At 58.8% G+C, this 21,164-nt stretch carries 25 protein-coding genes; 10 read left to right on the forward strand and 15 right to left on the reverse strand.

Annotated elements, in window-relative coordinates:
• Positions 1-55: 55 nt before the first annotated feature.
• Complete coding sequence (locus tag PMI03_RS31645) at positions 56-217, reverse strand: hypothetical protein (RefSeq protein WP_153510241.1); 162 nt, start codon at positions 215-217, stop codon at positions 56-58.
• Between the two features lie 87 nt (positions 218-304).
• Positions 305-913, reverse strand: coding sequence for a LysE family translocator (locus PMI03_RS11895; RefSeq protein WP_007693368.1), 609 nt, complete (start codon positions 911-913; stop codon positions 305-307).
• 104 nt (positions 914-1,017) lie between these two features.
• Between PMI03_RS11895 and PMI03_RS11900 the strand changes: the two genes are divergently transcribed.
• Positions 1,018-1,485 carry an Lrp/AsnC family transcriptional regulator gene (locus PMI03_RS11900; RefSeq protein WP_229202583.1) on the forward strand — a complete coding sequence of 156 codons (468 nt, stop codon included), beginning with the start codon at positions 1,018-1,020 and terminating at the stop codon, positions 1,483-1,485.
• A 31-nt stretch (positions 1,486-1,516) separates the two neighbouring features.
• Here the strand turns inward: PMI03_RS11900 and PMI03_RS11905 are convergent, their stop codons facing one another.
• The 6 genes from PMI03_RS11905 to PMI03_RS31650 form a co-directional block, all read right to left on the reverse strand.
• The gene (locus PMI03_RS11905; RefSeq protein ID WP_007693372.1) at positions 1,517-1,756 is read right to left on the reverse strand and encodes a hypothetical protein; all 240 of its coding nucleotides are present in this window, start codon (positions 1,754-1,756) and stop codon (positions 1,517-1,519) included.
• 151 nt (positions 1,757-1,907) lie between these two features.
• Complete coding sequence (locus PMI03_RS11910) at positions 1,908-2,681, reverse strand: amino acid ABC transporter ATP-binding protein (protein WP_007693375.1); 774 nt, start codon at positions 2,679-2,681, stop codon at positions 1,908-1,910.
• An 18-nt stretch (positions 2,682-2,699) separates the two neighbouring features.
• A complete protein-coding gene (locus PMI03_RS11915; protein ID WP_007693377.1) occupies positions 2,700-3,854 on the reverse strand; it encodes an amino acid ABC transporter permease in 1,155 nt (384 codons plus the stop codon).
• A 1-nt stretch (position 3,855) separates the two neighbouring features.
• Positions 3,856-5,046, reverse strand: coding sequence for an amino acid ABC transporter permease (locus PMI03_RS11920; protein WP_007693379.1), 1,191 nt, complete (start codon positions 5,044-5,046; stop codon positions 3,856-3,858).
• A gap of 90 nt (positions 5,047-5,136) precedes the next feature.
• On the reverse strand, positions 5,137-6,162 hold the full coding sequence (locus tag PMI03_RS11925) for an amino acid ABC transporter substrate-binding protein (RefSeq protein WP_007693382.1): 1,026 nt from the start codon (positions 6,160-6,162) through the stop codon (positions 5,137-5,139).
• A gap of 76 nt (positions 6,163-6,238) precedes the next feature.
• Complete coding sequence (locus PMI03_RS31650; protein ID WP_141683185.1) at positions 6,239-6,496, reverse strand: hypothetical protein; 258 nt, start codon at positions 6,494-6,496, stop codon at positions 6,239-6,241.
• Positions 6,497-6,533: 37 nt separating this feature from the next.
• Here PMI03_RS31650 and PMI03_RS11930 point away from each other — a divergent pair, with 37 nt between their 5' ends.
• Complete coding sequence (locus tag PMI03_RS11930; RefSeq protein ID WP_007693384.1) at positions 6,534-7,724, forward strand: cystathionine beta-lyase; 1,191 nt, start codon at positions 6,534-6,536, stop codon at positions 7,722-7,724.
• Here the strand turns inward: PMI03_RS11930 and PMI03_RS11935 are convergent, their stop codons facing one another.
• On the reverse strand, positions 7,725-8,888 hold the full coding sequence (locus PMI03_RS11935; protein WP_007693385.1) for an FAD-dependent monooxygenase: 1,164 nt from the start codon (positions 8,886-8,888) through the stop codon (positions 7,725-7,727).
• A 29-nt stretch (positions 8,889-8,917) separates the two neighbouring features.
• On the reverse strand, positions 8,918-9,163 hold the full coding sequence (locus PMI03_RS11940) for a zinc-finger domain-containing protein (protein ID WP_007693387.1): 246 nt from the start codon (positions 9,161-9,163) through the stop codon (positions 8,918-8,920).
• 201 nt (positions 9,164-9,364) lie between these two features.
• Between PMI03_RS11940 and PMI03_RS11945 the strand changes: the two genes are divergently transcribed.
• Positions 9,365-10,147, forward strand: coding sequence for an alpha/beta fold hydrolase (locus PMI03_RS11945; protein WP_007693389.1), 783 nt, complete (start codon positions 9,365-9,367; stop codon positions 10,145-10,147).
• A 9-nt stretch (positions 10,148-10,156) separates the two neighbouring features.
• Here PMI03_RS11945 and PMI03_RS11950 read toward each other — a convergent pair whose 3' ends face one another.
• Positions 10,157-10,957, reverse strand: coding sequence for an enoyl-CoA hydratase-related protein (locus PMI03_RS11950; protein ID WP_007693391.1), 801 nt, complete (start codon positions 10,955-10,957; stop codon positions 10,157-10,159).
• A 76-nt stretch (positions 10,958-11,033) separates the two neighbouring features.
• On the opposite strand from PMI03_RS11950, the gene cysE reads away from it, so the two are divergent.
• The 5 genes from cysE (at position 11,034) to clpA (ending at position 16,163) form a co-directional block, all read left to right on the forward strand.
• Positions 11,034-11,897, forward strand: coding sequence for a serine O-acetyltransferase (gene cysE, locus PMI03_RS11955; protein WP_007693393.1), 864 nt, complete (start codon positions 11,034-11,036; stop codon positions 11,895-11,897).
• Between the two features lie 128 nt (positions 11,898-12,025).
• The gene (locus PMI03_RS11960) at positions 12,026-12,229 is read left to right on the forward strand and encodes a DUF3126 family protein (protein WP_007693395.1); all 204 of its coding nucleotides are present in this window, start codon (positions 12,026-12,028) and stop codon (positions 12,227-12,229) included.
• A 386-nt stretch (positions 12,230-12,615) separates the two neighbouring features.
• Positions 12,616-12,984 (forward strand): phasin family protein, encoded by a 369-nt coding sequence (locus PMI03_RS11965; protein ID WP_007693396.1) that lies wholly within the window; start codon positions 12,616-12,618, stop codon positions 12,982-12,984.
• Between the two features lie 289 nt (positions 12,985-13,273).
• Complete coding sequence (clpS, locus tag PMI03_RS11970) at positions 13,274-13,627, forward strand: ATP-dependent Clp protease adapter ClpS (RefSeq protein ID WP_007693397.1); 354 nt, start codon at positions 13,274-13,276, stop codon at positions 13,625-13,627.
• Between the two features lie 10 nt (positions 13,628-13,637).
• Entirely contained in the window at positions 13,638-16,163 is a 2,526-nt protein-coding gene (gene clpA, locus PMI03_RS11975) for an ATP-dependent Clp protease ATP-binding subunit ClpA (RefSeq protein WP_007693398.1), read from the forward strand.
• A 122-nt stretch (positions 16,164-16,285) separates the two neighbouring features.
• On the opposite strand, the gene PMI03_RS11980 is transcribed toward clpA, so the two are convergent.
• From PMI03_RS11980 to PMI03_RS11995, 4 genes are all read right to left on the reverse strand, one after another.
• A complete protein-coding gene (locus tag PMI03_RS11980) occupies positions 16,286-16,714 on the reverse strand; it encodes an HIT family protein (RefSeq protein ID WP_007693399.1) in 429 nt (142 codons plus the stop codon).
• A 95-nt stretch (positions 16,715-16,809) separates the two neighbouring features.
• Complete coding sequence (locus tag PMI03_RS11985) at positions 16,810-17,997, reverse strand: GNAT family N-acetyltransferase (protein ID WP_007693400.1); 1,188 nt, start codon at positions 17,995-17,997, stop codon at positions 16,810-16,812.
• A complete protein-coding gene (locus PMI03_RS11990) occupies positions 17,994-18,725 on the reverse strand; it encodes a glycerophosphodiester phosphodiesterase (RefSeq protein WP_007693401.1) in 732 nt (243 codons plus the stop codon). The genes PMI03_RS11985 and PMI03_RS11990 overlap by 4 nt, the downstream gene beginning before the upstream one ends.
• Complete coding sequence (locus tag PMI03_RS11995; RefSeq protein WP_007693402.1) at positions 18,725-19,192, reverse strand: RidA family protein; 468 nt, start codon at positions 19,190-19,192, stop codon at positions 18,725-18,727. The genes PMI03_RS11990 and PMI03_RS11995 overlap by 1 nt, the downstream gene beginning before the upstream one ends.
• Before the next feature lie 135 nt (positions 19,193-19,327).
• Between PMI03_RS11995 and PMI03_RS12000 the strand changes: the two genes are divergently transcribed.
• Positions 19,328-20,155, forward strand: a complete 828-nt coding sequence (locus PMI03_RS12000; protein WP_007693404.1) for a cell envelope integrity EipB family protein — start codon at positions 19,328-19,330, stop codon at positions 20,153-20,155.
• A gap of 201 nt (positions 20,156-20,356) precedes the next feature.
• Entirely contained in the window at positions 20,357-21,127 is a 771-nt protein-coding gene (gene rpsB / locus PMI03_RS12005) for a 30S ribosomal protein S2 (RefSeq protein ID WP_007693406.1), read from the forward strand.
• The last annotated feature ends 37 nt before the right edge of the window (positions 21,128-21,164 follow it).

Below are 21,164 nucleotides of genomic sequence, written 5' to 3' on the forward strand. Positions count from 1 at the left end.
CACCCCTCTCTCGGGAAGGACACTTTGTCCATTCCCGACGCATAGGTGACACGCGTCAGCGTGTCGCCGCGAGCCAGCCGCCGCTATCCGCTGGCCTGGTCGCATTGACAGCCATCTCGATCAGATCGTATCCGGACATCGCCCCGATCATTTTTATGACGATGATCGCTGCGCCCAGAAGCGCAAGTGTCATGACTATCCTGTCGCTCTTCTTCACGCCCCGTTCCCCAACGCCTCGTGAAAACTGCGTCCTGCGCAGCCGTCGACAGTATATCGCGTTCGTGGCGGTGCGCTATATGCCTTTTCAGGCGGCCAGCCTGCCGGCTGCGACAAGTAAAAGACCGCCAGCTATTCCATCGATCCATCGCCGGCGGCGATCATTGAAGCGTGCGCGTGCGCCGACTGTGGCGATCGTAAAACTGAGGATCGTGTAGACGGCGGCGCATAGTCCGATGAAGATGGCTGAAAGGATGGATGCCTGCAGCGCGATGTTGCCCTGGTGCTGCATGAATTGCGGCAGGATGGCGAAGTAGATCATCATGCCTTTGGGGTTGAGGACGGCCGTCAGGAAACCTCGCTGAAGCTGGTTTGTGCTGGCCGCTGCCGATAGCGTGATTTTGCCGGATGTCATCGATGAGCCGATCAGCCGGGCTGCAAGATAAACCAAATAGATGATGCCCATCCAGCGAAGAGCTGTAAAGAGCGCCGGCGAGGCGGCGATGATGGCGGCCACGCCGAGTGCCACGAGAGCGGAGTGCACCACATAGCCGATGCAGACGCCGGCCGTTGCCCGCAACCCGGCCACGGCACCGCCCGACAGGGTTTGCGATGCCACGAACAGCATATCCGGCCCGGGAGTGCAGATGAGCGGCAGCACGGTGGCCGCGAAGAAAAGCAGATTTGTGTTCTCCATGATTGGCATCGTAGGAGTAAAGGCGCGCAACCGGGTTGCGAAGACGCCAATTTTTGCTGATTAATTGGCATCAGAATTCCGATTGGTCAGATTATTGGTAGGGAATGCCAATGCGGTTGGATGATATCGACAAGCGTATCTTGCGTGCCCTGCAGCGCGATGGGCGTCTCCAGAATATCGAACTGGCAAAGGAAGTGGGCCTGTCACCTTCACCCTGTCTGCGACGGGTCAAGCTGCTTGAGGAGGCCGGCATCATCGACCGCTACGTGGCGGTGGTCGATCCAGTCAAGGCGGGCCTGCCCCTCTCGATGTTTACCCGCGTCTGGCTCACAGCCCAGGATGCTGAGACCATCGATCACTTCATGGCAGCGATGAAGAGGCTGCCGCAGGTGATGGAGTGCTACATCATGCTGGGCGAAAGCGATGCGCTGCTGCGCGTCGTCGTCTCCGACCTCGATGACTATCGGCAATTCCAGTCAACCCACCTGACGAGGATCAACGGCATCCAGAACGTCAAGACCGATGTGCCGAGCCAGATCGTCAAGCAGACCTATGCATTGCCTTTGCGCTAGAGGCCATATCCGCCTCGGCTGGTGAACAATATCAGGCAGCATTCAGATCCGCGATCTCGCCGTGCCGGGCCAGCAGGCGAGGGGCGGTCATGTCGCCGGTCTCTTCGTCGACCATGACGGAATAGGCGGCGACGCCGATGAAGCGGGCGGACATGGAGGAGGCGATCTTCTCGGCGCCGGCGGCGCTCGAAGCCTGTCGCATTTCGCCTGGAACCAGGTTTCCCCGGTTCTTCTTGTAGGGAAGGATGATGAATTTTTCGCCGGATGCCATTGTGTTTGTCCTTGTTTGTTCGCACAATGTTCTCGTTTGTTCCGGGTGTCAAGATGGTTAATGGCGACGATGGCCGGATAAGCCGCATCAAATAGAAAACCCGCCGGCGGGGTTACAGCCGGCGGGTTCTGATTGTTCAGTAATTTCCGGATCAGTGCAGGATCTGGCTGAGGAACAGCTTGGTGCGCTCGTGCTGCGGATTATCAAAGAACTCCTTCGGGGAGTTCTGTTCGACGATCTGGCCCTGGTCCATGAAGATCACGCGGTTGGCGACCTGGCGCGCGAAGCCCATTTCGTGGGTGACGCAGAGCATGGTCATGCCTTCTTCGGCGAGACCCACCATGGTGTCGAGCACTTCCTTGATCATTTCCGGGTCGAGCGCCGAGGTCGGCTCATCGAACAGCATGATCTTCGGGTTCATGCACAGCGAGCGGGCGATCGCCACGCGCTGCTGCTGACCGCCGGAAAGCTGGCCCGGATATTTCTTCGCCTGTTCCGGGATCTTGACGCGGGTGAGGAAGTGCATGGCGATTTCTTCCGCCTGCTTCTTCGGCATCTTGCGCACCCAGATCGGTGCCAGCGTGCAATTTTCCAGGATCGTCAGATGCGGGAAGAGGTTGAAGTGCTGGAACACCATGCCGACTTCGCGGCGCACTTCGTCGATCTTCTTCAGATCGTTGGTGAGCTCGGTGCCGTCGACGAAGATGTTGCCCTTCTGGTGCTCTTCCAGCCGGTTGATGCAGCGGATCATCGTCGATTTGCCCGAGCCCGACGGGCCGGCTATGACGATGCGTTCGCCGCGCATGACCTTGAGGTTGATGTCGCGCAGTACGTGAAAATCGCCGTACCACTTGTTCATGTTGATCATTTCAACCGCGACTTCCGTATCGGAAATGGTCAGTTTTTTCGGTTGGGCATCAGCCATATTATTTTCCCTCAGTTTTTATCGTTTGTGGCCAGTGTCGAGATGGCGTTCCATGAAACCTGAATAACGCGACATGGCGAAGCAGAAAAGCCAGAATACGAAGCCGGCAAAAATGAGACCGGTGACCGGTGTCACCGGACTTGCCCAATTCGGATCGGAGAAATTCTGGCGGACGATGCCGAGCAGATCGAACATGTTGATGATCGAGATCAGCGACGTGTCCTTGAACATGCCTATGAAGGTGTTGACGATGCCGGGGATGACCAGCTTGATCGCCTGCGGCAGAACGATCAGCCGCATCTTCTGCCAATAGCCGAGGCCGAGCGAATCGGCACCCTCGAATTGGCCCTTCGGAACTGCCTGCAGGCCGCCTCGGATGACTTCGGCCATGTAAGCCGAGGTGAAGATCGAGACGCCGATCACGGCGCGCAGCAGCTTGTCGATCGTCCAGCCCTGCGGCAGGAAGAGCGGCAGCATGACGCTGGCCATGAACAACACCGTGATCAGCGGAATGCCACGAATAACCTCGATGAAGAGGACGCACAGCATGCGGATGACCGGCATTTGCGAGCGGCGTCCGAGCGCGAGTACGATGCCGAACGGAACTGATACTGCGATCGCGACGAAGGAGACTATCAGCGTCACCATCAGGCCACCCCATCTCTGGGTTTCCACGACATCGAGGCCGAACCCGCCGTAAAGCAGGAAGAACGACATGATCGGGAGCACGATGAACGCCAAGACGACATTCAGCCCTTTTCTCGGAACCGACGGTATCAGCAGTGGCGCGATAGTAAGAACAGCAAGAATGATAACGAGTATTGGCCGCCAGCGTTCCTCGGGCGGATAAAGACCGAACAGGAAGACGTTGATTTTCGCACCAACGAAAGCCCAGCATGCGCCGCTCCAGCCGTCTGGCTGGGTGCCGCCCTGTATCGTCGTTGCGCAGAAAGTGCGATCGGCGCCGGTCCAGGCCGCCTGGATGAACAGCCAGTTGACGATATGCGGAATGGCCCATGCGAGGAAGGCGATGGCGAGGACGGTCAACACCATGTCCTTCGGCGTCGCCAGCAGGTTCTTTTTGATCCAGTGCCCAACACCCTTCTCGTTGGCCGGAGCCTGCTGCGGCGGAAGAAGGGTTTTGCTCACAAAACTATGGTTCGTATTGGACATATTATCTCTCCACCAGAGCCATCTTGGCGTTGAACCAGTTCATGAACAGCGAGGTGACGATGCTCAATGTGAGGTAGACGATCATCCAGATGATGACGACCTCGATGGCGCGGCCGGACTGATTGAGAATGACGCCGCCGACGGCAACGAGATCAGCATAGCCGATGGCGATCGCGAGCGACGAGTTCTTCGTCAGGTTTAGATATTGGCTGGTCAACGGCGGAATGATGATGCGCAGCGCCTGCGGAATGACGATAAGCCGGGTGATGGCAGAAGAACGCAAACCGAGTGCGCTGGCTGCTTCCGATTGTCCCTTTGCTACGCCGCGAATGCCGCCGCGCACGATTTCGGCGATGAAGGAGGCGGTATAGAAGGAAAGCGCAAGGAACAGGGAAATGAATTCCGGCCCGACGACGAAGCCGCCCGTCAGATTGAATTTTCCGGCAACGGGGTAGTCGAAGGAGAGCGGTCTGCCGGAGACGAGGAAGGTCAGAAGTGGCAAGCCGACGATGAGGGCGATCGACACCCAGATGGTGTGGAACTGCTGGCCGGTGGCTGCCTGGCGTCTGTGTGCCCAGCGTGCCAGGAAGAAGACGGCGACGATGGCGATGACGATGGCCGCGCCGACAGCCCACATCCCAGCGCCGAAGATCGGGCTCGGAAAGGCGAGGCCGCGATTGCTGAGGTAGCTGGAAAACGGCAGGTGCAGGGCGTCGCGTGCCTGAGGCAACAATACCAGAACGCCACTGTACCAGAAGAAGATGACCAGCAGCGGTGGGATGTTGCGGAAAAGCTCGACATAGGCCTGGCAAAGCTTGGCAATCAACCAGTTCTTCGAAAGCCGCCCGATGCCGATGAGGAAACCGATGATCGTCGCGGCGATGATGCCGCATATCGAAATGACGATCGTATTGAGCAGGCCGACAATCAGCGCTTGGGTATTGGTGGAATCGCTCGAAAAGGGAAGCAGCGCTTGCCCGAGATTGAAGCCGGCGCGCCCCGTGAGGAAGCTGAAGCCGAAAGACTGGTTCGATGCACGCAGATTGTCGATGATGTTTTGGACGATGAACCAGGCCGCCGCCACCAGAATGATAACAGTAAGGACCTGATAGAACAGGCCGCGGACTTTGGGATTATATATCGCCGATGCGAAAGAGCGTTCGCCCTCGGGCGAATTCGTGGTTATTGCCATGCAGAGCTTTTCCCCGGTGTGCCCGTTCGGGCTTGTTATATTAGATGAGGAAGGCGGTTCCCGCCTTCCTCGAATAATCAGGTCGCTGGCTTAGCGGACCGGCGGTGCGTACTGGATGCCGCCCTTGTTCCAGAGCGCGTTCAGGCCGCGAGCGATCTTCAGTGGGCTGCCTGCGCCGATGTTGCGGTCGAAGACTTCACCGTAGTTGCCGACGCCCTTGATGACGTTGTAGGCCCAGTCGTTGGTCAGGCCCATATCCGTGCCGAGGGTCGAGCCCTGTTCTGCACCGAGGAAGCGCTTGATGTCCGGGTTCGCCGAGCTCTTCATCTCATCGACGTTCTTCTGCGTGATGCCGAATTCTTCGGCGTTGATCAGAGCATAGGCGGTCCAGGTGACGATATCGAACCACTGGTCGTCACCTTGGCGTACGGCCGGGCCGAGCGGCTCCTTGGAGATGATCTCCGGCAGAACGACGTTGTCGTCGGGGTTCTTCAACGTCAGGCGCAACGAATAGAGGCCGGACTGGTCGGTGGTGTAGACGTCGCAACGACCGGAGTCGTAGGCCGCATTGACTTCTTCAAGCTTGTCGAAGACCACCGGATTGTACTGAAGGTTATTGGACTTGAAGTAGTCGGCGAGGTTGAGTTCCGTCGTGGTTCCCGACTGCACGCAGACGGCGGCACCGGAGAGTTCCAGAGCCGACTTCACGTTCAGTTCCTTGCGGACCATGAAGCCCTGACCGTCATAATAGGTGACCGGGCGGAAGTTGAGACCGAGCGCCGTATCGCGGTTGAGGGTCCAGGTCGTGTTACGCGACAAGAGGTCGATTTCGCCGGACTGCAAGGCGGTGAAGCGATCCTTTGAGCTGAGGGCAGTGTACTTGACCTTGGTCACGTCTCCGAAGACAGCCGCAGCGACAGCCTTGCACATGTCGACGTCAAAACCGGAATAGTTGCCAGAGGCGTCGGGCTGTGAGAACCCAAGAAGGGCGGTATTCACGCCGCATTGGACGAAGCCCTTGGCCTTCACATCGCTCAGCGTCGATGCAGACGCGCCAGAAACGCTGTATGCCAATGCTGCCGCTCCGAGGAATGCGGACAGAGCAATCTTTTTCATCTTTCCCAACCTTTGTCTCTTGTTTTATAGTTAAAATGTATCGCTCCCGAAGCAGGTTCTCGGAGAACCGTGTTCCTCACCCTCCCGGTGCGAGTGGTCCTATCTCATTCGTAAATGCATTTCGGGTCAAGACATTGCCCGAATTATTGAGGAATATTCCGGCATTTTTGCTCGGTACGGCTTTAAAATGGGCAATTGGCTTCAGTTTAGGCAGCGTTTTGTCAAAAAATGCGCGAAAACGGCGTAAAATTCTGTCGTTTTGGTATTTCTGCAGGTGGTAATAGTAGGGACTGCTGAACCATTCGGGGTTGACCCCGCCAGACTTGGCCGCCACAAATCGAAATCCCACAGCGCCAAAGGCATATCCAAGCATGAAAGACAAAGACACACCGCTGCAAAACGCCGGCATCAATACCCGTTTGGCCCACATCGGTTATTCGCCCTCCGACTATCACGGCTTCGTCAATCCACCGGTCGTTCATGCGTCCACGGTGCTCTTCCGCGATGCGCGGACGATGGAGGCGCACGACCAGAAATATACCTACGGCACGCGCGGCACGCCGACGACGGATGCGCTTTGCGAAGCGATCGATGCGCTGGAGGGATCGGCAGGCACGGTCCTCGTGCCGTCGGGGCTTGCGGCGGTCACCGTGCCGTTCCTGGCCTTTTTGTCCGCCGGCGATCATGCATTGGTCGTTGATTCGGTCTACGGGCCGACGCGCTTTTTCTGCGACACCATGCTGAAGCGTCTCGGCGTCGAGGTCGAGTATTATGATCCGCAGATCGGCGCCGGCATCGAGCAGATGATCAGGCCGAATACCAAATTGGTGCATACTGAAGCGCCGGGCTCCAACACCTTTGAAATGCAGGATATTTCCGCGATTTCGACTGCCGCTCACAGGCACGGCTGCGTTGTCACCATGGACAATACCTGGGCGACGCCACTCTATTTCAAGCCGCTCGATCATGGCGTCGACATCTCGATCCACGCCGCAACGAAATATCCGGCCGGCCACTCCGATATTCTGATGGGAACAGTCTCCGCCAACGCCACACATTGGAAGCAACTGCTGGACGCTCACGGTCAGCTCGGCATCTGCGGCGCGCCGGATGATGCCTATCAGGTGCTGCGCGGTTTGCGCACCATGGGTGTGCGGCTGGAGCGGCATCAGGAAAGTGCGCTTGCGATCGCGCAATGGCTCGAGGGCCGGGAGGAGGTTGCGCGCGTCCTGCATCCGGCCCTGCCGAGCTTCCCCAGCCACGCGCTTTGGAAACGGGATTTCAAGGGGTCGAGCGGCATCTTCTCCTTTGTGCTGGCGGTCGACAGTCCGGAGAAATTCAAGGCCAAGGCGCATGCCTTCCTCGATGCGCTCAGGATTTTCGGTCTCGGCTATTCCTGGGGCGGCTTCGAAAGCCTCGCATTGCACGTCAAGCTCAATGACCGGCGCGTCACCAAGGCGCCGACGGAGGGCCCGGTATTGCGCCTGCAGATTGGGCTCGAAGACGTCGCCGATATCAAGGCCGATATTGAAAAGGGCTTTGCTGCCGCGAAAGAGGTCTGACTAGCCGATGGCGCGATAGCCATAGATCCAGTCCATGTCCGCCGCGAGGCTTTGCGGCGGACGCATGGATAGAACCAGATCGCGCGCCAGCCGCACAGGGCCGCGGGCGTGATAGGCAAATTGATTGAAGGCGGCGCGCTGGCGCAGGCGTGCGATTCGTGGTGCGCGGTGCCTTTCAAGAAGATCGAGCGCTTCGCCAAGCGGACGTGAAGCCACCATGCCGGCAAGCTCGAAGGCATCCTCGATCGCCATCGCAGCACCCTGGGCCGCAAACGGCATCATCGCATGCGCGGCATCGCCGATCAGGACGACATCCTTGCCATTGTGCCAGCGCCCGACGCTTGCTTCGTAGAGCGGCCAGAAGCTCATCTGCTCCTGCTGTTCCAACATCCTTGTGATCGCGCCGTTCCAGCCAGAGAAGCGCTGCAGTAAATGGTCGCGCTGCGCTTTGGTGCCGGTGGCATCCCAGCCGTGGCTGGCGCTGCTTCCGGGTGCATTGGCGACGATATTGAAGGCGGATTTTTCACGGATCGGATAGCAGACCAGATGCGCCGAAGCGCCTAGAAATGCGGTAACGCTTGCTCTGTCGAGGATGGACGGAGCCAGGGCCTCGGGGATGGTGAAGCGCCAGGCGATGTTGCCGGAGAAAAGCGACGAGGGGCCGCCGGGCACCAGCGCCCGCACCTTCGACCAGACGCCATCGGCGCCGATGATCAGATCCACCTTATCGCCGATGGCCGCATCAAGCGCCTGCCGGTTCGTTGCGTCGACTTGCCGACCGAGATGCAGCGCGCAGAGCGGATTGGCGGTCACGGCATCGAGCAGCGCCTTTTGCAATGTGGCGCGATGCACCGCGCCATAGGGCGAGCCCCAACGTTCCCTGGCAAAGTTGCCGCAGGGAACGGATGCTATCAGTCGGAGAGACGAGCCGGAGACCAGCCGCACTTCCTTCGGCTCCAGCCAGACAGGCAGAAGCGCATCGAGCACGCCAAGTGTGTCGAGAATGCGGGAGGCATTGGGAGAGATCTGCAGGCCGGCGCCGACCTCGGTCAGCGCTTCGGCCTGTTCGAAAATCTCAGAGCGAATGCCGTGCCTTGCCAGCGCCAGCGCCGCCGTGAGGCCGGCTATCCCGGCACCGATGATCGCGGCGCTCTTGATCGGCATTCAGCTATGTCCGATCCGGTCTCGTAGAATCAGGCGGCCTTGAACTGGAAAACGCAGCCGGCCGGATTGGTCTGATCCGCCTTCAGCGACGGATTGTAGCGATAGAGTGTCGAGCAATAGGAACAGACCTTCTCGCTCTCGTCACCCAGATCGATGAAGATATGCGGATGGTCGTAGGGGACCGAGGCGCCGGTGCACATGAATTCCTTCACGCCGATCTCGATAACGCGGTGACCGCCGTCGTTCTGGAAATGGGGAATATTGTGGCCGGCCATGATGATCTCCGAATACGTCTTGCCCTGGATGGCATGAATGTTGCGCCAGACTTGGTAGCCCTTCTTTATAATCCTTCTTGGCGATTGTGTAGTGCGAAAGTCCGGCTCGGCGCACAGATTTTCGTGGGGCCGGGGTTCACCTGATATCGCCGATAAAATAAGGTCTGGCGCCAAAGAGACGATGTTTGCAAAGACCTTGCCATGAATCTGAATGTCCCCGCCTTTTCTCACTTCACCCATGATGGCCTGAAGCTGGCCTATTTCGACGAGGGCGATCCGAACGGCCCGCCGGTGCTGCTGATTCACGGATTTGCCTCGACCGCGATTGCCAACTGGGTCAATCCGGGATGGCTGAAGACGCTGGGCGATGCGGGCTATCGTGTCATCGCCATCGACAATCGCGGTCATGGAGCAAGCGACAAATCCTACGATGCCGATGCCTACCATCCCTGGATCATGGCCGAGGATGCCGTCGCTCTGCTCGATCATCTCGGCATTCCCGAAGCCCATGTCATGGGCTATTCGATGGGCGCGCGCGTCTCGACATTCCTGGCGATGGCGCATCCAGACCGCGTCCGCTCGCTGGTCCTCGGCGGTCTCGGCATCGGCATGGTCGATGGTGTCGGCGATTGGGATCCGATCGCCGATGCGCTGCTGGCGCCGTCGCTGGACGATGTCACGCACGAGCGCGGCCGCATGTTCCGCGCCTTTGCCGACCAGACCAAGAGCGACCGCCAGGCGCTGGCTGCCTGCATCAAGGGCTCGCGCGATCTCGCTGCCAGAGAAGATGTCGCGAAGGTGGAACAGCCGACCCTGATCGCCGTCGGCACCAAGGACGACATTGCCGGCTCGGCGCAGGAACTTGCCGCGCTGATTCCGCATGCCGAAGTCCTGGATATCCCGAACCGCGACCACATGCTCGCCGTCGGCGACAAGCTGTTCAAGAAGGCCGTCCTGGAGTTCTACGAGCGGCTGGCCGATTGATAGGTCAAGTCACTTGCCGGTGAAATGCGGTTTGCGCCTTGCGGCGAAGGCGGCGCGGCCTTCGGCATAGTCGGCGCTATCGAAAGTCTCGGCGCCGATAACCTCCGCTTCCCGCAGAAGGTCGCTATCCTGTTCGACGACGGCCCGCACCGCCAGCTTTGAGGCATGCAGTGCGATCGGCGCATTGGCGGCGATCGCATGGGCAAGCGCCGCGACCTCGCTGTCGAAGGCATCGGCTGCGACCTCTTCCAGCAGGAAACCGGCCGTAACCATCTTGCCGGCCGGCATCGGTGCGCCGGTGAACAGGGCGACCTTGGCCATCTGCGGTCCGAGCGCATTGACGATATCCTGCACCGCATCGGCGGGGTAGGCGATGCCGAGACGGACGGCGGGCACAGAGAAGCGCGCGCCTTCCTCGGCGACGCGCAGGTCGCAGGCGGCCGCGATGCCGAAGCCGCCGCCGTAGCAGATGCCGCGGATCGCTGCGATCGTCGGCACCCTGCAATGGCGGATGGCGGTGAAGGCGTCGCTGTTTAGCGCCTCATAGGCGATGGCAGTTTCCGCATTCTTGCGCAGACTATCGAATTCGCTGATGTCGGCGCCGGCAGAAAAATCCTGGCCGCCGCCGCGCATGATGATCACATGTGCGTGGGCTTCATCGGTCAAGGCGCGGATGGCCTGGGGTATGGCACGCCACATCGCTGCGGTGACGGCATTCTTGCGGCCGGGATTGTCGATGGTAAGCGTTCCGACCGCATCGCTGCAGCTTATGCGCAGGAGACCGCCGGCAAAATCACGCTCGAAACTCATACGTGCCTAACCCATTTATGTTGTCGGACTTTTACTCTATATAATGTCCCACCAATAGGAAATCAGGAGACCGCCAATGGTCGCAGCAACGGACATTCGCCCGGTCGAAGGCTTAGGCTCACTCAAGGTCGTCGACCCCATCTGGGACAGCATGCGCGAGGAAGCTCGCGCAGCCGCCGATCGGGATCCGCTTCTGGCCGCCTTCCTCTATTCCACGATCATCAATCACCGGTCGCTGGAAGAATGCGTCATCTATCGGATCTGCGAGCGTCTCGATCATCCGGACATGCAGGGCATTCTGCTGCGCCAGACTTTCGAGGAAATGCTGTCCGACTGGCCGGAATGGGGCTCGATCCTGCGTGTCGATATCCAGGCCATTTATGATCGCGATCCCGCCTGCCTGCGTTTTCTGGAGCCGGTCCTTTACTTCAAGGGTTTCCATGCGCTCCAGACCCATCGTCTGGCGCATTGGCTGCTCAATCGCGGCCGCCGCGATTTCGCGCTTTATCTGCAGAGCCGCTCTTCAAGCGTTTTCCAGACCGACATCAACCCGGCTGCGCGCATCGGCAAGGGCATCTTCCTCGATCACGCGACCGGTCTGGTCGTTGGCGAAACCGCTGTCATCGGCGACAATGTCTCGATCCTGCATGGCGTTACCCTTGGTGGCACCGGAAAGGAAGGCAGCGACCGTCACCCGAAGATCGCCCACGGCGTGCTGATCGGCGCTGGCGCGAAAATTCTCGGTAATATCCAGATCGGCCATTGCTCGCGCATCGCCGCGGGCTCGGTGGTGCTGAAGGAAGTGCCGCCGAAGACGACGGTCGCCGGCGTGCCGGCCAAGGTGGTTGGGGAAGCAGGCTGTTCTGAGCCCTCCCGCTCCATGGATCAGCTCCTTGCCGAAAAGATCATCGTCGACCAGATCATGGGCGCCGGAATCTAAGGAAAATCCTGTTTAGCGTTCAGGATTTTGCGGCGCCGGCCAGGGTGGAAGGCGCGCTTCCGGTCTTTACACTGCCGCTTTTCCTATGCAAGAAGCGGCCAACCTGAGATTCCTCGCGGAGATAAATTGTGAAGCCTGACGAAATCAAGAAGCTCGACGCCTATTTCAAACGTACGTTCAACCCGCAGATGGTGGTCAAGGCCCGTCCGCGCAAGAACGATTCCGCGGAAGTCTATCTCGGTGAAGAGTTCCTGGGCGTTGTCTATATCGATGACGAAGACGGCGACCGTTCCTACAACTTCTCCATGGCAATCCTGGATATGGATCTCTAGTCCGTACCTAGGTTTCCGATAGTGTACCGATCTCGCAGAGAGTCGCATTTTCATTGAAATGCGGCTCTTTTTTTGAGTAATCGCTCGAAAACAATCCAAATGCTCGTCATTTCGAACCGAATTCGGCGTGATTTTGGCTGGAGTCTGGATTTTTCCGGCAAGGAAGAATTTTTCTCCCAAAGCCTGCAGTTGCAACTTGCTTGATATATTTTAGCAAAATCAGAAGGATGCCCCGCGGCCTCCTCAGCCATTGCTGCGTCTCTGCCGGAAATGCAATCTTAAATAGATATTGCGACGCACAAGACTACTTGACTATTTGTGCGCTGCATTTAAGTTTTCCCTCGCTAGACCGACTATCGGCCAATCAGCAAAGGGACGGAGAAAACATGTTCAATTTCGATGAAGCCAATAAAAAGGGCAAGGAAGCGATCGACACGGCGCTGAAGAACTATACCGATGTCAACAAAGGCTTTCAGGCGATTGCCGCTGAAACCGCCGAATATTCCAAGAAGTCGTTCCAGGACGGCGTTTCTCATTTCGAGACGCTCGCCGGCGTCAAGAGCTTCGAAGCGGCTTTCGAGTTGCAGACCAGCTTCGTGAAGTCCTCTTATGAAAGCTTCGTCGCCGAGGCGACCAAGCTGGGCGAAATGTACGCCGATCTCGCCAAGTCCGCTTATAAGCCTTTCGAAGCGCCGATTGCCGCTGCCACGAAGGCTGCAGGCAAGGCTGCCTCTTCGGTTGCGCCTTCCGCATAAGCGTTTCGCTTATCGCTGGCAATTTCAGGAAAGACCGGTTGCGCGACGCGCGGCCGGTCTTTTACGTTTTCGATTATCGGTTTCGGTTGGACTGCGGCCACGACTTTTTTGATCATTGCCCGTTTTGGCAACGAATAGTGATTGCAGTGTTCGGCAGGGGGCTTAAAATCGCGCCAATATGAACTACGTTAGAGGTTCGGATATCCGGCCCGGCCGAGTCAGTTACCCAATCCAGTTTACCAAGTCGGAATGCGATAGCTTCTGCCGGATGATTTGAGGAATGAATGAAATGATCGCTGAGCCGATCCGGATGCAAAAAGACAGCGAAAGGAACGGGGATAACGGCAATCGCGGAACCTCGGTGATCACGCGCACCAAGGCTAAAACCAAGAAACCCAATCTCTACCGCGTGCTGCTTTTGAACGACGACTACACGCCCATGGAATTTGTGATCCACATCCTGGAGCGTTTCTTCCAAAAGGATCTCGAGAGTGCCACCCGCATTATGCTTCATGTCCACAACCACGGCGTCGGCGAATGCGGGATATTCACATATGAAGTAGCTGAAACGAAGGTAAGCCAGGTGATGGATTTTGCCCGGCAACACCAGCATCCGCTGCAATGTGTTATGGAAAAGAAGTGAGGATCTGAACGTGCCAACATTTTCGCCTAGTCTTGAGAAGGCGCTGCATCAGGCACTGACCTACGCGAATGAGCGGCATCACGAATATGCCACGCTGGAACATCTGCTATTGGCCTTGGTTGACGATGCCGATGCCGCAGCTGTCATGGGCGCGTGCAATGTTGATCTCGACGCGCTCCGTAAGACGCTGACTGAATACGTCGATAATGAACTTTCAAACCTGATCACTGGTTATGACGAGGACTCGAAGCCGACCTCCGGCTTCCAGCGCGTCATCCAGCGTGCCGTCATCCATGTCCAATCCTCGGGCCGCGAGGAAGTGACGGGCGCCAACGTTCTCGTCGCGATTTTCGCGGAACGGGAAAGCCATGCGGCCTTCTTCCTGCAGGAGCAGGAAATGACCCGCTACGACGCGGTCAACTACATTTCTCACGGTATCGGCAAGCGTCCGGGGGCCTCCCAGACCCGCACGCCGCGCGGCGCCGAAGATAGCGAATCCGAGAGCAAGCCGACCTCCCGCGGCGAGCAGGAGGAGAGCGGTAACAAGAAACAGCAGGATGCGCTGAAGGCCTATTGCGTTAATCTCAACGAGAAGGCCAAGAACGGCAAGATCGATCCGTTGATCGGTCGTCATTCGGAGGTTAACCGCACCATCCAGGTGCTGTGCCGCCGTTCGAAGAACAATCCGCTCTATGTCGGCGATCCCGGCGTCGGCAAGACGGCGATTGCCGAAGGTCTTGCCAAGCGCATCGTCGAGGGCAAGGTTCCGGAAGCCCTGGCCGATGCCACGATCTTTTCGCTCGACATGGGCACGCTGCTCGCTGGCACCCGTTATCGCGGCGATTTCGAAGAGCGGCTGAAGCAGGTCGTCAAGGAGCTGGAAGAATATCCCGGCGCCGTGCTGTTCATCGATGAGATCCATACCGTCATCGGTGCCGGCGCGACCTCCGGCGGCGCGATGGATGCGTCGAACTTGCTGAAGCCAGCCCTGTCTTCGGGTGCGATCCGCTGCATCGGTTCGACCACCTACAAGGAATATCGCCAGTTCTTCGAGAAGGACCGGGCACTCGTCCGCCGCTTCCAGAAGATCGACGTCAACGAGCCGAGCATCGAGGATGCCATCGAAATCATGAAGGGCCTGAAGCCCTATTTCGAAGAGTATCATCACCTGCGCTACACGAATGACGCCATCAAGTCGGCGGTCGAACTGTCGGCTCGCTATATCTCGGACCGTAAGCTGCCGGACAAGGCGATCGACGTCATCGACGAAACCGGCGCGGCGCAAATGCTGCTGCCACCGTCGAAGCGTCGCAAGCTGATCACCGAGAAGGAGATCGAGGTCACCATCGCGACGATGGCGCGCATTCCGGCGAAGACGGTTTCCAAGGACGACGAGATGGTCCTTGCCAATCTCGAACAGGAACTGCGCTCCGTCGTCTACGGTCAGGACACCGCGATCGAGGCTCTGTCGACTGCGATCAAGCTTGCTCGTGCGGGTCTGCGCGAACCGAACAAGCCGATCGGCTGCTACATCTTCTCGGGTCCCACGGGCGTCGGCAAGACGGAAGTCGCCAAGCAGCTTGCTTCGTCGCTTGGGGTCGAATTGCTGCGCTTCGACATGTCGGAATATATGGAGCGTCACACGGTTTCCCGTCTGCTCGGCGCACCTCCCGGCTATGTCGGCTTCGATCAGGGCGGGCTGCTGACTGACGGTGTCGACCAGCATCCGCATAGTGTCGTCCTGCTCGACGAAATCGAGAAGGCGCATCCGGATATCTTCAATATCCTGCTGCAGGTCATGGACCATGGCTCGCTGACCGACCACAACGGCAAGAAGATCGATTTCCGCAACGTCATCCTGATCATGACGACCAATGCGGGCGCATCGGAAATGGCCAAGGCTGCTATTGGCTTCGGCTCTGCCAAGCGCACGGGCGAGGATGAAGAGGCTCTCAACCGGCTCTTCACCCCGGAATTCCGCAACCGTCTGGATGCGACCATTCCGTTCGCGCCGCTGCCGACCGTCGTCATCCACAAGGTCGTGCAGAAGTTCATCATGCAGCTGGAGGCTCAGCTTTCCGAACGGAACGTTACCTTCGATTTGCACGAAGATGCGATCGCATGGCTGTCTGAGAAGGGCTACGATGAAAAGATGGGCGCCCGTCCACTGGCGCGTGTCATCCAGGAAAACATCAAGAAGCCGCTGGCGAACGAAATCCTCTTCGGCAAGCTGAAGAAGGGTGGTGTCGTCACGGTCACCGTCGGCAAAAAGGAAGATGGCACGACCGGTATCGTGCTCGAATCCGTCGCCGAGACCGCGCGGATCCGGCCAAAGCCGGAGGCCGAGGTGATCGATGCCGTAGTCGAAGTGGAAGAGGATGACGGCGATACCGTCAAGACCAGAAGCCGCGTCGGCAAGGCCGGCAGCACTTCGGAGGCTCGCCGCTCGCCGAAGACGACCGCACCTGCCAGCGATGTGCAGGAAGGCAAGTCGCCGCGCAAAGGCGGCACGGTACCAAAAGTGCCGCGCAAGTAGGCCGTAATCGACTGCTTGAGAAAACAGAACGGCTGCATTGGCAACAATGCAGCCGTTTTCATATGTTTATGTTGTATTTCTTATGAAGGAATTTAACAGCTGTAATCGTCTTCGGCTGAAATTCAGCCCAGAGCCTCGATGATCTTCTTGGCATTCTCCGCCAGGACCGCGCCATCTTCCATCTTGCCCGAATGCGGCTTCAGCGCGATGCCCTCGTGGCGCGGAATGACGTGGAAGTGCAGATGGAACACCGTCTGACCGGCAGCCGGCTCGTTGAACTGGGCGATATAGACGCCATCGGCATCGAAAGCGTCCTGAACCGCGACGGCGACTTTCTGGACAGTCGTGATCAGGTGCGTAAGGGCGGCCGGATCGGCATCGAGCAGGTTGCGCGAAGGGGATTTCGGGAGCACCAGCGTGTGGCCGGGCGACTGCGGCATGACATCCATGAGGGCGACTGTGTGCTCGTCCTCGTAGACACGGACAGAGGGAATTTCGCCCTTCAGGATCTTTGCGAAGATGTTGTTGGTGTCATAGGCCGGGCTGGTCATGAAGGGTCTCCTCGTCTTCCGATTATGGTTGTCTAGCTCTTTGTTTTTACGCAATCCCGGACGGAAAACCGCAGCACACTTTTCCTGGAATTGCCCTAGTTATCCTGCCGCTCGCCTTTGCGGAAGGGGCTGTGTTCCGTCAGGATCTCGCTCATCTCTTCCACCTGTTCGCGCTCCTGCTTGAGATAGTCGGCAACGGCGCGGCGCAGGCCCTGGTGGCCGATATAATGCGCCGAATGCGTTATGACCGGCAGATAGCCGCGGGCGAGCTTGTGTTCTCCCTGCGCGCCGGCCTCGACCCGCTTCAGCCCTTTGCTAAGCGCGAAATCGATCGCCTGATGATAGCAGACCTCGAAATGCAGGAAGGGATGGTCCTCGATGCAGCCCCAATGCCGGCCATAGAGCGCGTCGCCGCCGATGAAATTGATGGCGCCGGCGACATAGCGGCCCTCGCGCTTGGCCATGACAAGCAGGATGTCATCGGCCATGCGCTCGCCGATCAGCGAATAGAATTTGCGGGTGAGGTAGGGCCGGCCCCATTTGCGGCTGCCGGTATCCATATAGAAGGTGAAGAACTGGTCCCAGATGCTTTCGGTCAGATCGCTGCCGGTCAGCCAGTCAATGCTGATGCCGCCCTCGAGAGCGGCGCGGCGTTCCTTTTTCAGTGCCTTGCGCTTGCGTGACGCCAGCGTGTCCAGAAAGGCATCGTGATTGGCGTAGCCATCATTGATGAAATGGAATTGCTGGTCGGTGCGGTGCAGGTAGCCATCCGTCTCGAAGACGGAGATCTCGTCTTCCGGCAGGAAGGTGATGTGGGCGGAGGAGACGCCGATCTGCCGGGTCACTTCCTTCAGGCTTTCGGCCAGCGTCGGCTGGATCGCGATGCGATCCTGACCTTCCGCCACCAGCAGCCGCGGGCCGGTGGCTGGCGTGAAGGGGATGGAGCATTGCAATTTTGGATAATAACGCCCGCCGGCCCGCTCGAAGGCATCGGCCCAGCCATGATCGAAGACATATTCGCCCTGGCTGTGGTTCTTGAGATAGCCGGGTACGGCGCCGATGAGCTCGCCGCTATTGGTCTCGAGCAGCAGATGGTTGCCAAGCCAGCCCGTCCTGTCGGTGGCGGAGCCGGACTCCTCCAGCGATGACAGGAAAGCATGCGAGACGAACGGGTTGTACGGCAGCAGCATACCCGTTCTCGATGCCCCGGCGAGCCTGGACCAGCCCTCCGGAGCTATATTTTTGAAGGAACGTTCTACGCGAATGGATAATTCGTCTGTCATGAAATGAGGGCAGGGCTCTCCCTGGGATCAAAACCTTCGAAGGTCATCTGGTCTGCGTTGGCAAATGTGTGTTGACGGGCTGCTTCGTCGCGCACGGTCCAGGTGATAACCGGAATGCCGCGCTGGCGCTGCGCCGTGATGAATGGGTTCGGCAGATGGCCATAGAAATACGAGATGAAGTCTAGCCCAAGCTGCATGGCTTCGTCATGCTTAAAAAACGTCTCGGGCTGATTTCCCTCCGCCGTCAGGCCGACCGGGTAGGGCGCGTCGAGCGCCTTCAGGTCCTTGAGCAGCCAATGGTCGAAGCTCATCAGCGCCACATGGCCCTTATAGCCCTCCAGCACCTCGAGCACGGTTTCTGCAAAGCCCTCATCGTCGCCTTCACGGCCTTTCAGCTCCAGCACCAGCGGCACCTTGCCGTCGCAGAGCCGCAGGAGCTGCTTCAGCGTCGGGATCTTGTCCTTGGTGCCGCCGATCGACAGCAGGCCGAGTTCGCCCGACGTGCGGTCGCGCACTTCGACGGGAAGATTGCAGACGCGCTGCAGGTCGTCATCGTGAAAGACGACCGGGACGCCGTCCGAGGCATAATGCAGATCGCATTCGATGGCAAAACCCGCCTCGATCGCCCGGGAGAAGGCCGATAGCGTGTTTTCCCAGACCTGCTTGTTCATGTCGTGATAGCCGCGATGGGCGACGGGACGTTCAGTCAGCCAGGCAAGCTTGCTCATTATGCGATTTCCAGAATGGCATCGATCTCGACGGCGGCGTTCAGCGGCAGCGCAGCCATGCCGACGGCGGCGCGTGCGTGCTTGCCGGCCTCGCCGAGTACATTTGCCAGAAGATTAGAGGCGCCGTTGATCACAAGATGTTGTTCGACGAACTCGGGCACCGAAGCGACGAAGCCGTTCAGCTTGATCAGGCGCTTGATGCGGCTGAGATCGCCGTCCAGGGCGGCTTTCGCCTGGGCGAGGATATTGATGGCGCAAAGCTCGGCGGCGCGCTGGCCACCGGCAACGTCGACATCCTTGCCAAGATGGCCGGTAACGCCGACCTTGCCGTTTTCCATCGGCAGCTGTCCCGAGAGATAAAGAAGGTTGCCGCTGATGACATAGGGAACATAATTCGCAGCCGGTGCAGCGGCTTGCGGCAGGACGATGCCAAGCTCCTTCAGACGACCCTCGATAGCGTTGGACATTTTCATCTCCCGTTTTGTTGTAAAACCTTCAAAAATCCGGCATCAAGATTAAATTCCCATATAAGGGACCGGCGGCCTCGTTTTAGCCGAAAGCGTTCTTATAACATCGCGTGCGAGTCCAACAGGAGATAATGAATGTTCCGCTCGAGTCTTGCCGCCGTTATTGTTTCGAGTTTGGGCATCGCATCTCTGGGCGCACCAGTAGCCTATGCGGCTGGTCCGAGCGGGCTGATCGCGCATCGCGCCGTCTACGATCTCGAACTCAAGGACGCCACCGACCGCTCCGGCATTGCCGGCATGTTCGGCCGCATGGTCTATGAGTTCGACGGTTCCGATTGCACTGGATTCACCACCAATTTCCGCTTCGTCACGCAGATCGACACGGGCGACACCACCCGCCTCAGCGACCAGCAGACCACGACGTTCGAGGATCTCGCCAAACGGACATTCCGATTCGAGACCAAGTCCTATACCGACGATCAGCTCGACAAGGACGTGCGTGGCGCTGCGACGGACGATCAGAAGGGCATCAAGGTGGACCTGACCCAGCCCAAGCCCAGGCAGATCGAACTCATCCAGAGCCGCTTCCCGACGGAGCACATGCTCGACATCATCCACAATGCCAAGCTGGGCAAAAATTTCTTTGAGGCCCAGGTTTTCGACGGTTCGGACGATGGCGACAAGCCGTTGCTCGCAACCACGGTCGTCGGCAAGTCGGAGACGCCGGCCACCGACGATCCCGATGCCGACAAGGCAGGCGCCTTTGCCAAGACGCCATTCTGGCCGGTGACCGTTGCCTATTTCAACGAGAAGTCCAGGGGCGACGCCATACCGGTCTACCGCATGTCGTTCAAACTCTATGAAAACGGCATCACCCGCGACCTCACCATGGACTACGGCGACTTCGTGCTCACCGGCAAACTTTCCAAGCTGGAAGTGCTCGACGCCAAGGCTTGCCAGTAAAGCGTCGGGCCAAAGCTGTCCAAATCGCTCTTTTTTCCGCCGTGCCCTTGCATTCCCGGTGAATCGAATGTATGGCCAGCCGCATTCCACACGTAAGGCATGGGATTGTCCGGGAGAAATCCGGATGGTTCCGCCCGGTGGCATTCTCGAAGAGGATGCTGTTCGCCTTGCGGAGGTTCAACCGGAAAAGGATACAAAGGCATGGCATTGCCCGATTTTTCTATGCGTCAGCTTCTGGAAGCTGGCGTTCACTTCGGCCACCAGACGCATCGCTGGAACCCGAAGATGAAGCCGTACATCTTCGGCGATCGTAACAACATTCACATCATCGACCTCGCTCAGACGGTTCCGTTGCTGAGCCGCGCTCTGCAGGTCGTCAGCGACACCGTTGCCCGTGGCGGCCGCGTTCTGTTCGTCGGCACCAAGCGTCAGGCCTCTGAACTGATCGCCGACAGCGCCAAGCGTTCGGCTCAGTACTACGTCAACGCCCGCTGGCTCGGCGGCATGATGACCAACTGGAAGACGATTTCGAACTCCATCCAGCGTCTGCGCAAGCTCGACGAAATCCTCAACGGCGACGCCCAGGGCTTCACCAAGAAGGAACGTCTGAACCTTGAGCGCGAGCGCGAAAAGCTGGACAAGGCTCTCGGCGGTATCCGCGATATGGGCGGCACTCCGGACCTGATGTTCATCATCGACACCAACAAGGAAAAGATCGCGATCGACGAAGCCAAGCGCCTCGGCATCCCGGTCGTCGCTATCATCGACTCGAACTGCGATCCGGACCTGATCGACTATCCGATCCCGGGCAACGACGACGCTTCGCGCGCCATCGCTCTCTACTGCGACCTGATCGCACGCGCTGCCATCGACGGCATCGCTCGCCAGCAGAGCGCATCGGGCCGCGACCTCGGCGCTTCCATCGAAGCTCCGGTCGAGCCGACCCTGGTCGAAGGCGGCACCGAAGCCTGATCACGCCCCGCGGCGGACAGACACTTGTCCGCCCGAG

The organism is Rhizobium sp. AP16, assembly GCF_000281735.1.
GTDB lineage: Bacteria > Pseudomonadota > Alphaproteobacteria > Rhizobiales > Rhizobiaceae > Rhizobium > Rhizobium rhizogenes.

What these genes read in the sequence shown, in the direction of transcription:
- PMI03_RS11990 (WP_007693401.1), bottom strand. Translation starts at nt 18,725, where the DNA reads ATGAGCAAGCTTGCCTGGCTGACTGAACGTCCCGTCGCCCATCGCGGC.
- PMI03_RS11965 (WP_007693396.1), top strand. Translation starts at nt 12,616, where the DNA reads ATGTTCAATTTCGATGAAGCCAATAAAAAGGGCAAGGAAGCGATCGAC.
- rpsB (WP_007693406.1), top strand. Translation starts at nt 20,357, where the DNA reads ATGGCATTGCCCGATTTTTCTATGCGTCAGCTTCTGGAAGCTGGCGTT.
- PMI03_RS11920 (WP_007693379.1), bottom strand. Translation starts at nt 5,046, where the DNA reads ATGGCAATAACCACGAATTCGCCCGAGGGCGAACGCTCTTTCGCATCG.
- PMI03_RS11895 (WP_007693368.1), bottom strand. Translation starts at nt 913, where the DNA reads ATGGAGAACACAAATCTGCTTTTCTTCGCGGCCACCGTGCTGCCGCTC.
- PMI03_RS11925 (WP_007693382.1), bottom strand. Translation starts at nt 6,162, where the DNA reads ATGAAAAAGATTGCTCTGTCCGCATTCCTCGGAGCGGCAGCATTGGCA.
- PMI03_RS11940 (WP_007693387.1), bottom strand. Translation starts at nt 9,163, where the DNA reads ATGGCCGGCCACAATATTCCCCATTTCCAGAACGACGGCGGTCACCGC.
- PMI03_RS11950 (WP_007693391.1), bottom strand. Translation starts at nt 10,957, where the DNA reads ATGAGTTTCGAGCGTGATTTTGCCGGCGGTCTCCTGCGCATAAGCTGC.
- PMI03_RS11915 (WP_007693377.1), bottom strand. Translation starts at nt 3,854, where the DNA reads ATGTCCAATACGAACCATAGTTTTGTGAGCAAAACCCTTCTTCCGCCG.
- PMI03_RS11900 (WP_229202583.1), top strand. Translation starts at nt 1,018, where the DNA reads ATGCCAATGCGGTTGGATGATATCGACAAGCGTATCTTGCGTGCCCTG.
- cysE (WP_007693393.1), top strand. Translation starts at nt 11,034, where the DNA reads ATGGTCGCAGCAACGGACATTCGCCCGGTCGAAGGCTTAGGCTCACTC.
- PMI03_RS11995 (WP_007693402.1), bottom strand. Translation starts at nt 19,192, where the DNA reads ATGTCCAACGCTATCGAGGGTCGTCTGAAGGAGCTTGGCATCGTCCTG.
- PMI03_RS11980 (WP_007693399.1), bottom strand. Translation starts at nt 16,714, where the DNA reads ATGACCAGCCCGGCCTATGACACCAACAACATCTTCGCAAAGATCCTG.
- PMI03_RS11910 (WP_007693375.1), bottom strand. Translation starts at nt 2,681, where the DNA reads ATGGCTGATGCCCAACCGAAAAAACTGACCATTTCCGATACGGAAGTC.
- clpS (WP_007693397.1), top strand. Translation starts at nt 13,274, where the DNA reads ATGATCGCTGAGCCGATCCGGATGCAAAAAGACAGCGAAAGGAACGGG.
- PMI03_RS11945 (WP_007693389.1), top strand. Translation starts at nt 9,365, where the DNA reads ATGAATCTGAATGTCCCCGCCTTTTCTCACTTCACCCATGATGGCCTG.
- PMI03_RS11930 (WP_007693384.1), top strand. Translation starts at nt 6,534, where the DNA reads ATGAAAGACAAAGACACACCGCTGCAAAACGCCGGCATCAATACCCGT.
- PMI03_RS12000 (WP_007693404.1), top strand. Translation starts at nt 19,328, where the DNA reads ATGTTCCGCTCGAGTCTTGCCGCCGTTATTGTTTCGAGTTTGGGCATC.
- PMI03_RS11935 (WP_007693385.1), bottom strand. Translation starts at nt 8,888, where the DNA reads ATGCCGATCAAGAGCGCCGCGATCATCGGTGCCGGGATAGCCGGCCTC.
- PMI03_RS11905 (WP_007693372.1), bottom strand. Translation starts at nt 1,756, where the DNA reads ATGGCATCCGGCGAAAAATTCATCATCCTTCCCTACAAGAAGAACCGG.
- PMI03_RS11985 (WP_007693400.1), bottom strand. Translation starts at nt 17,997, where the DNA reads ATGACAGACGAATTATCCATTCGCGTAGAACGTTCCTTCAAAAATATA.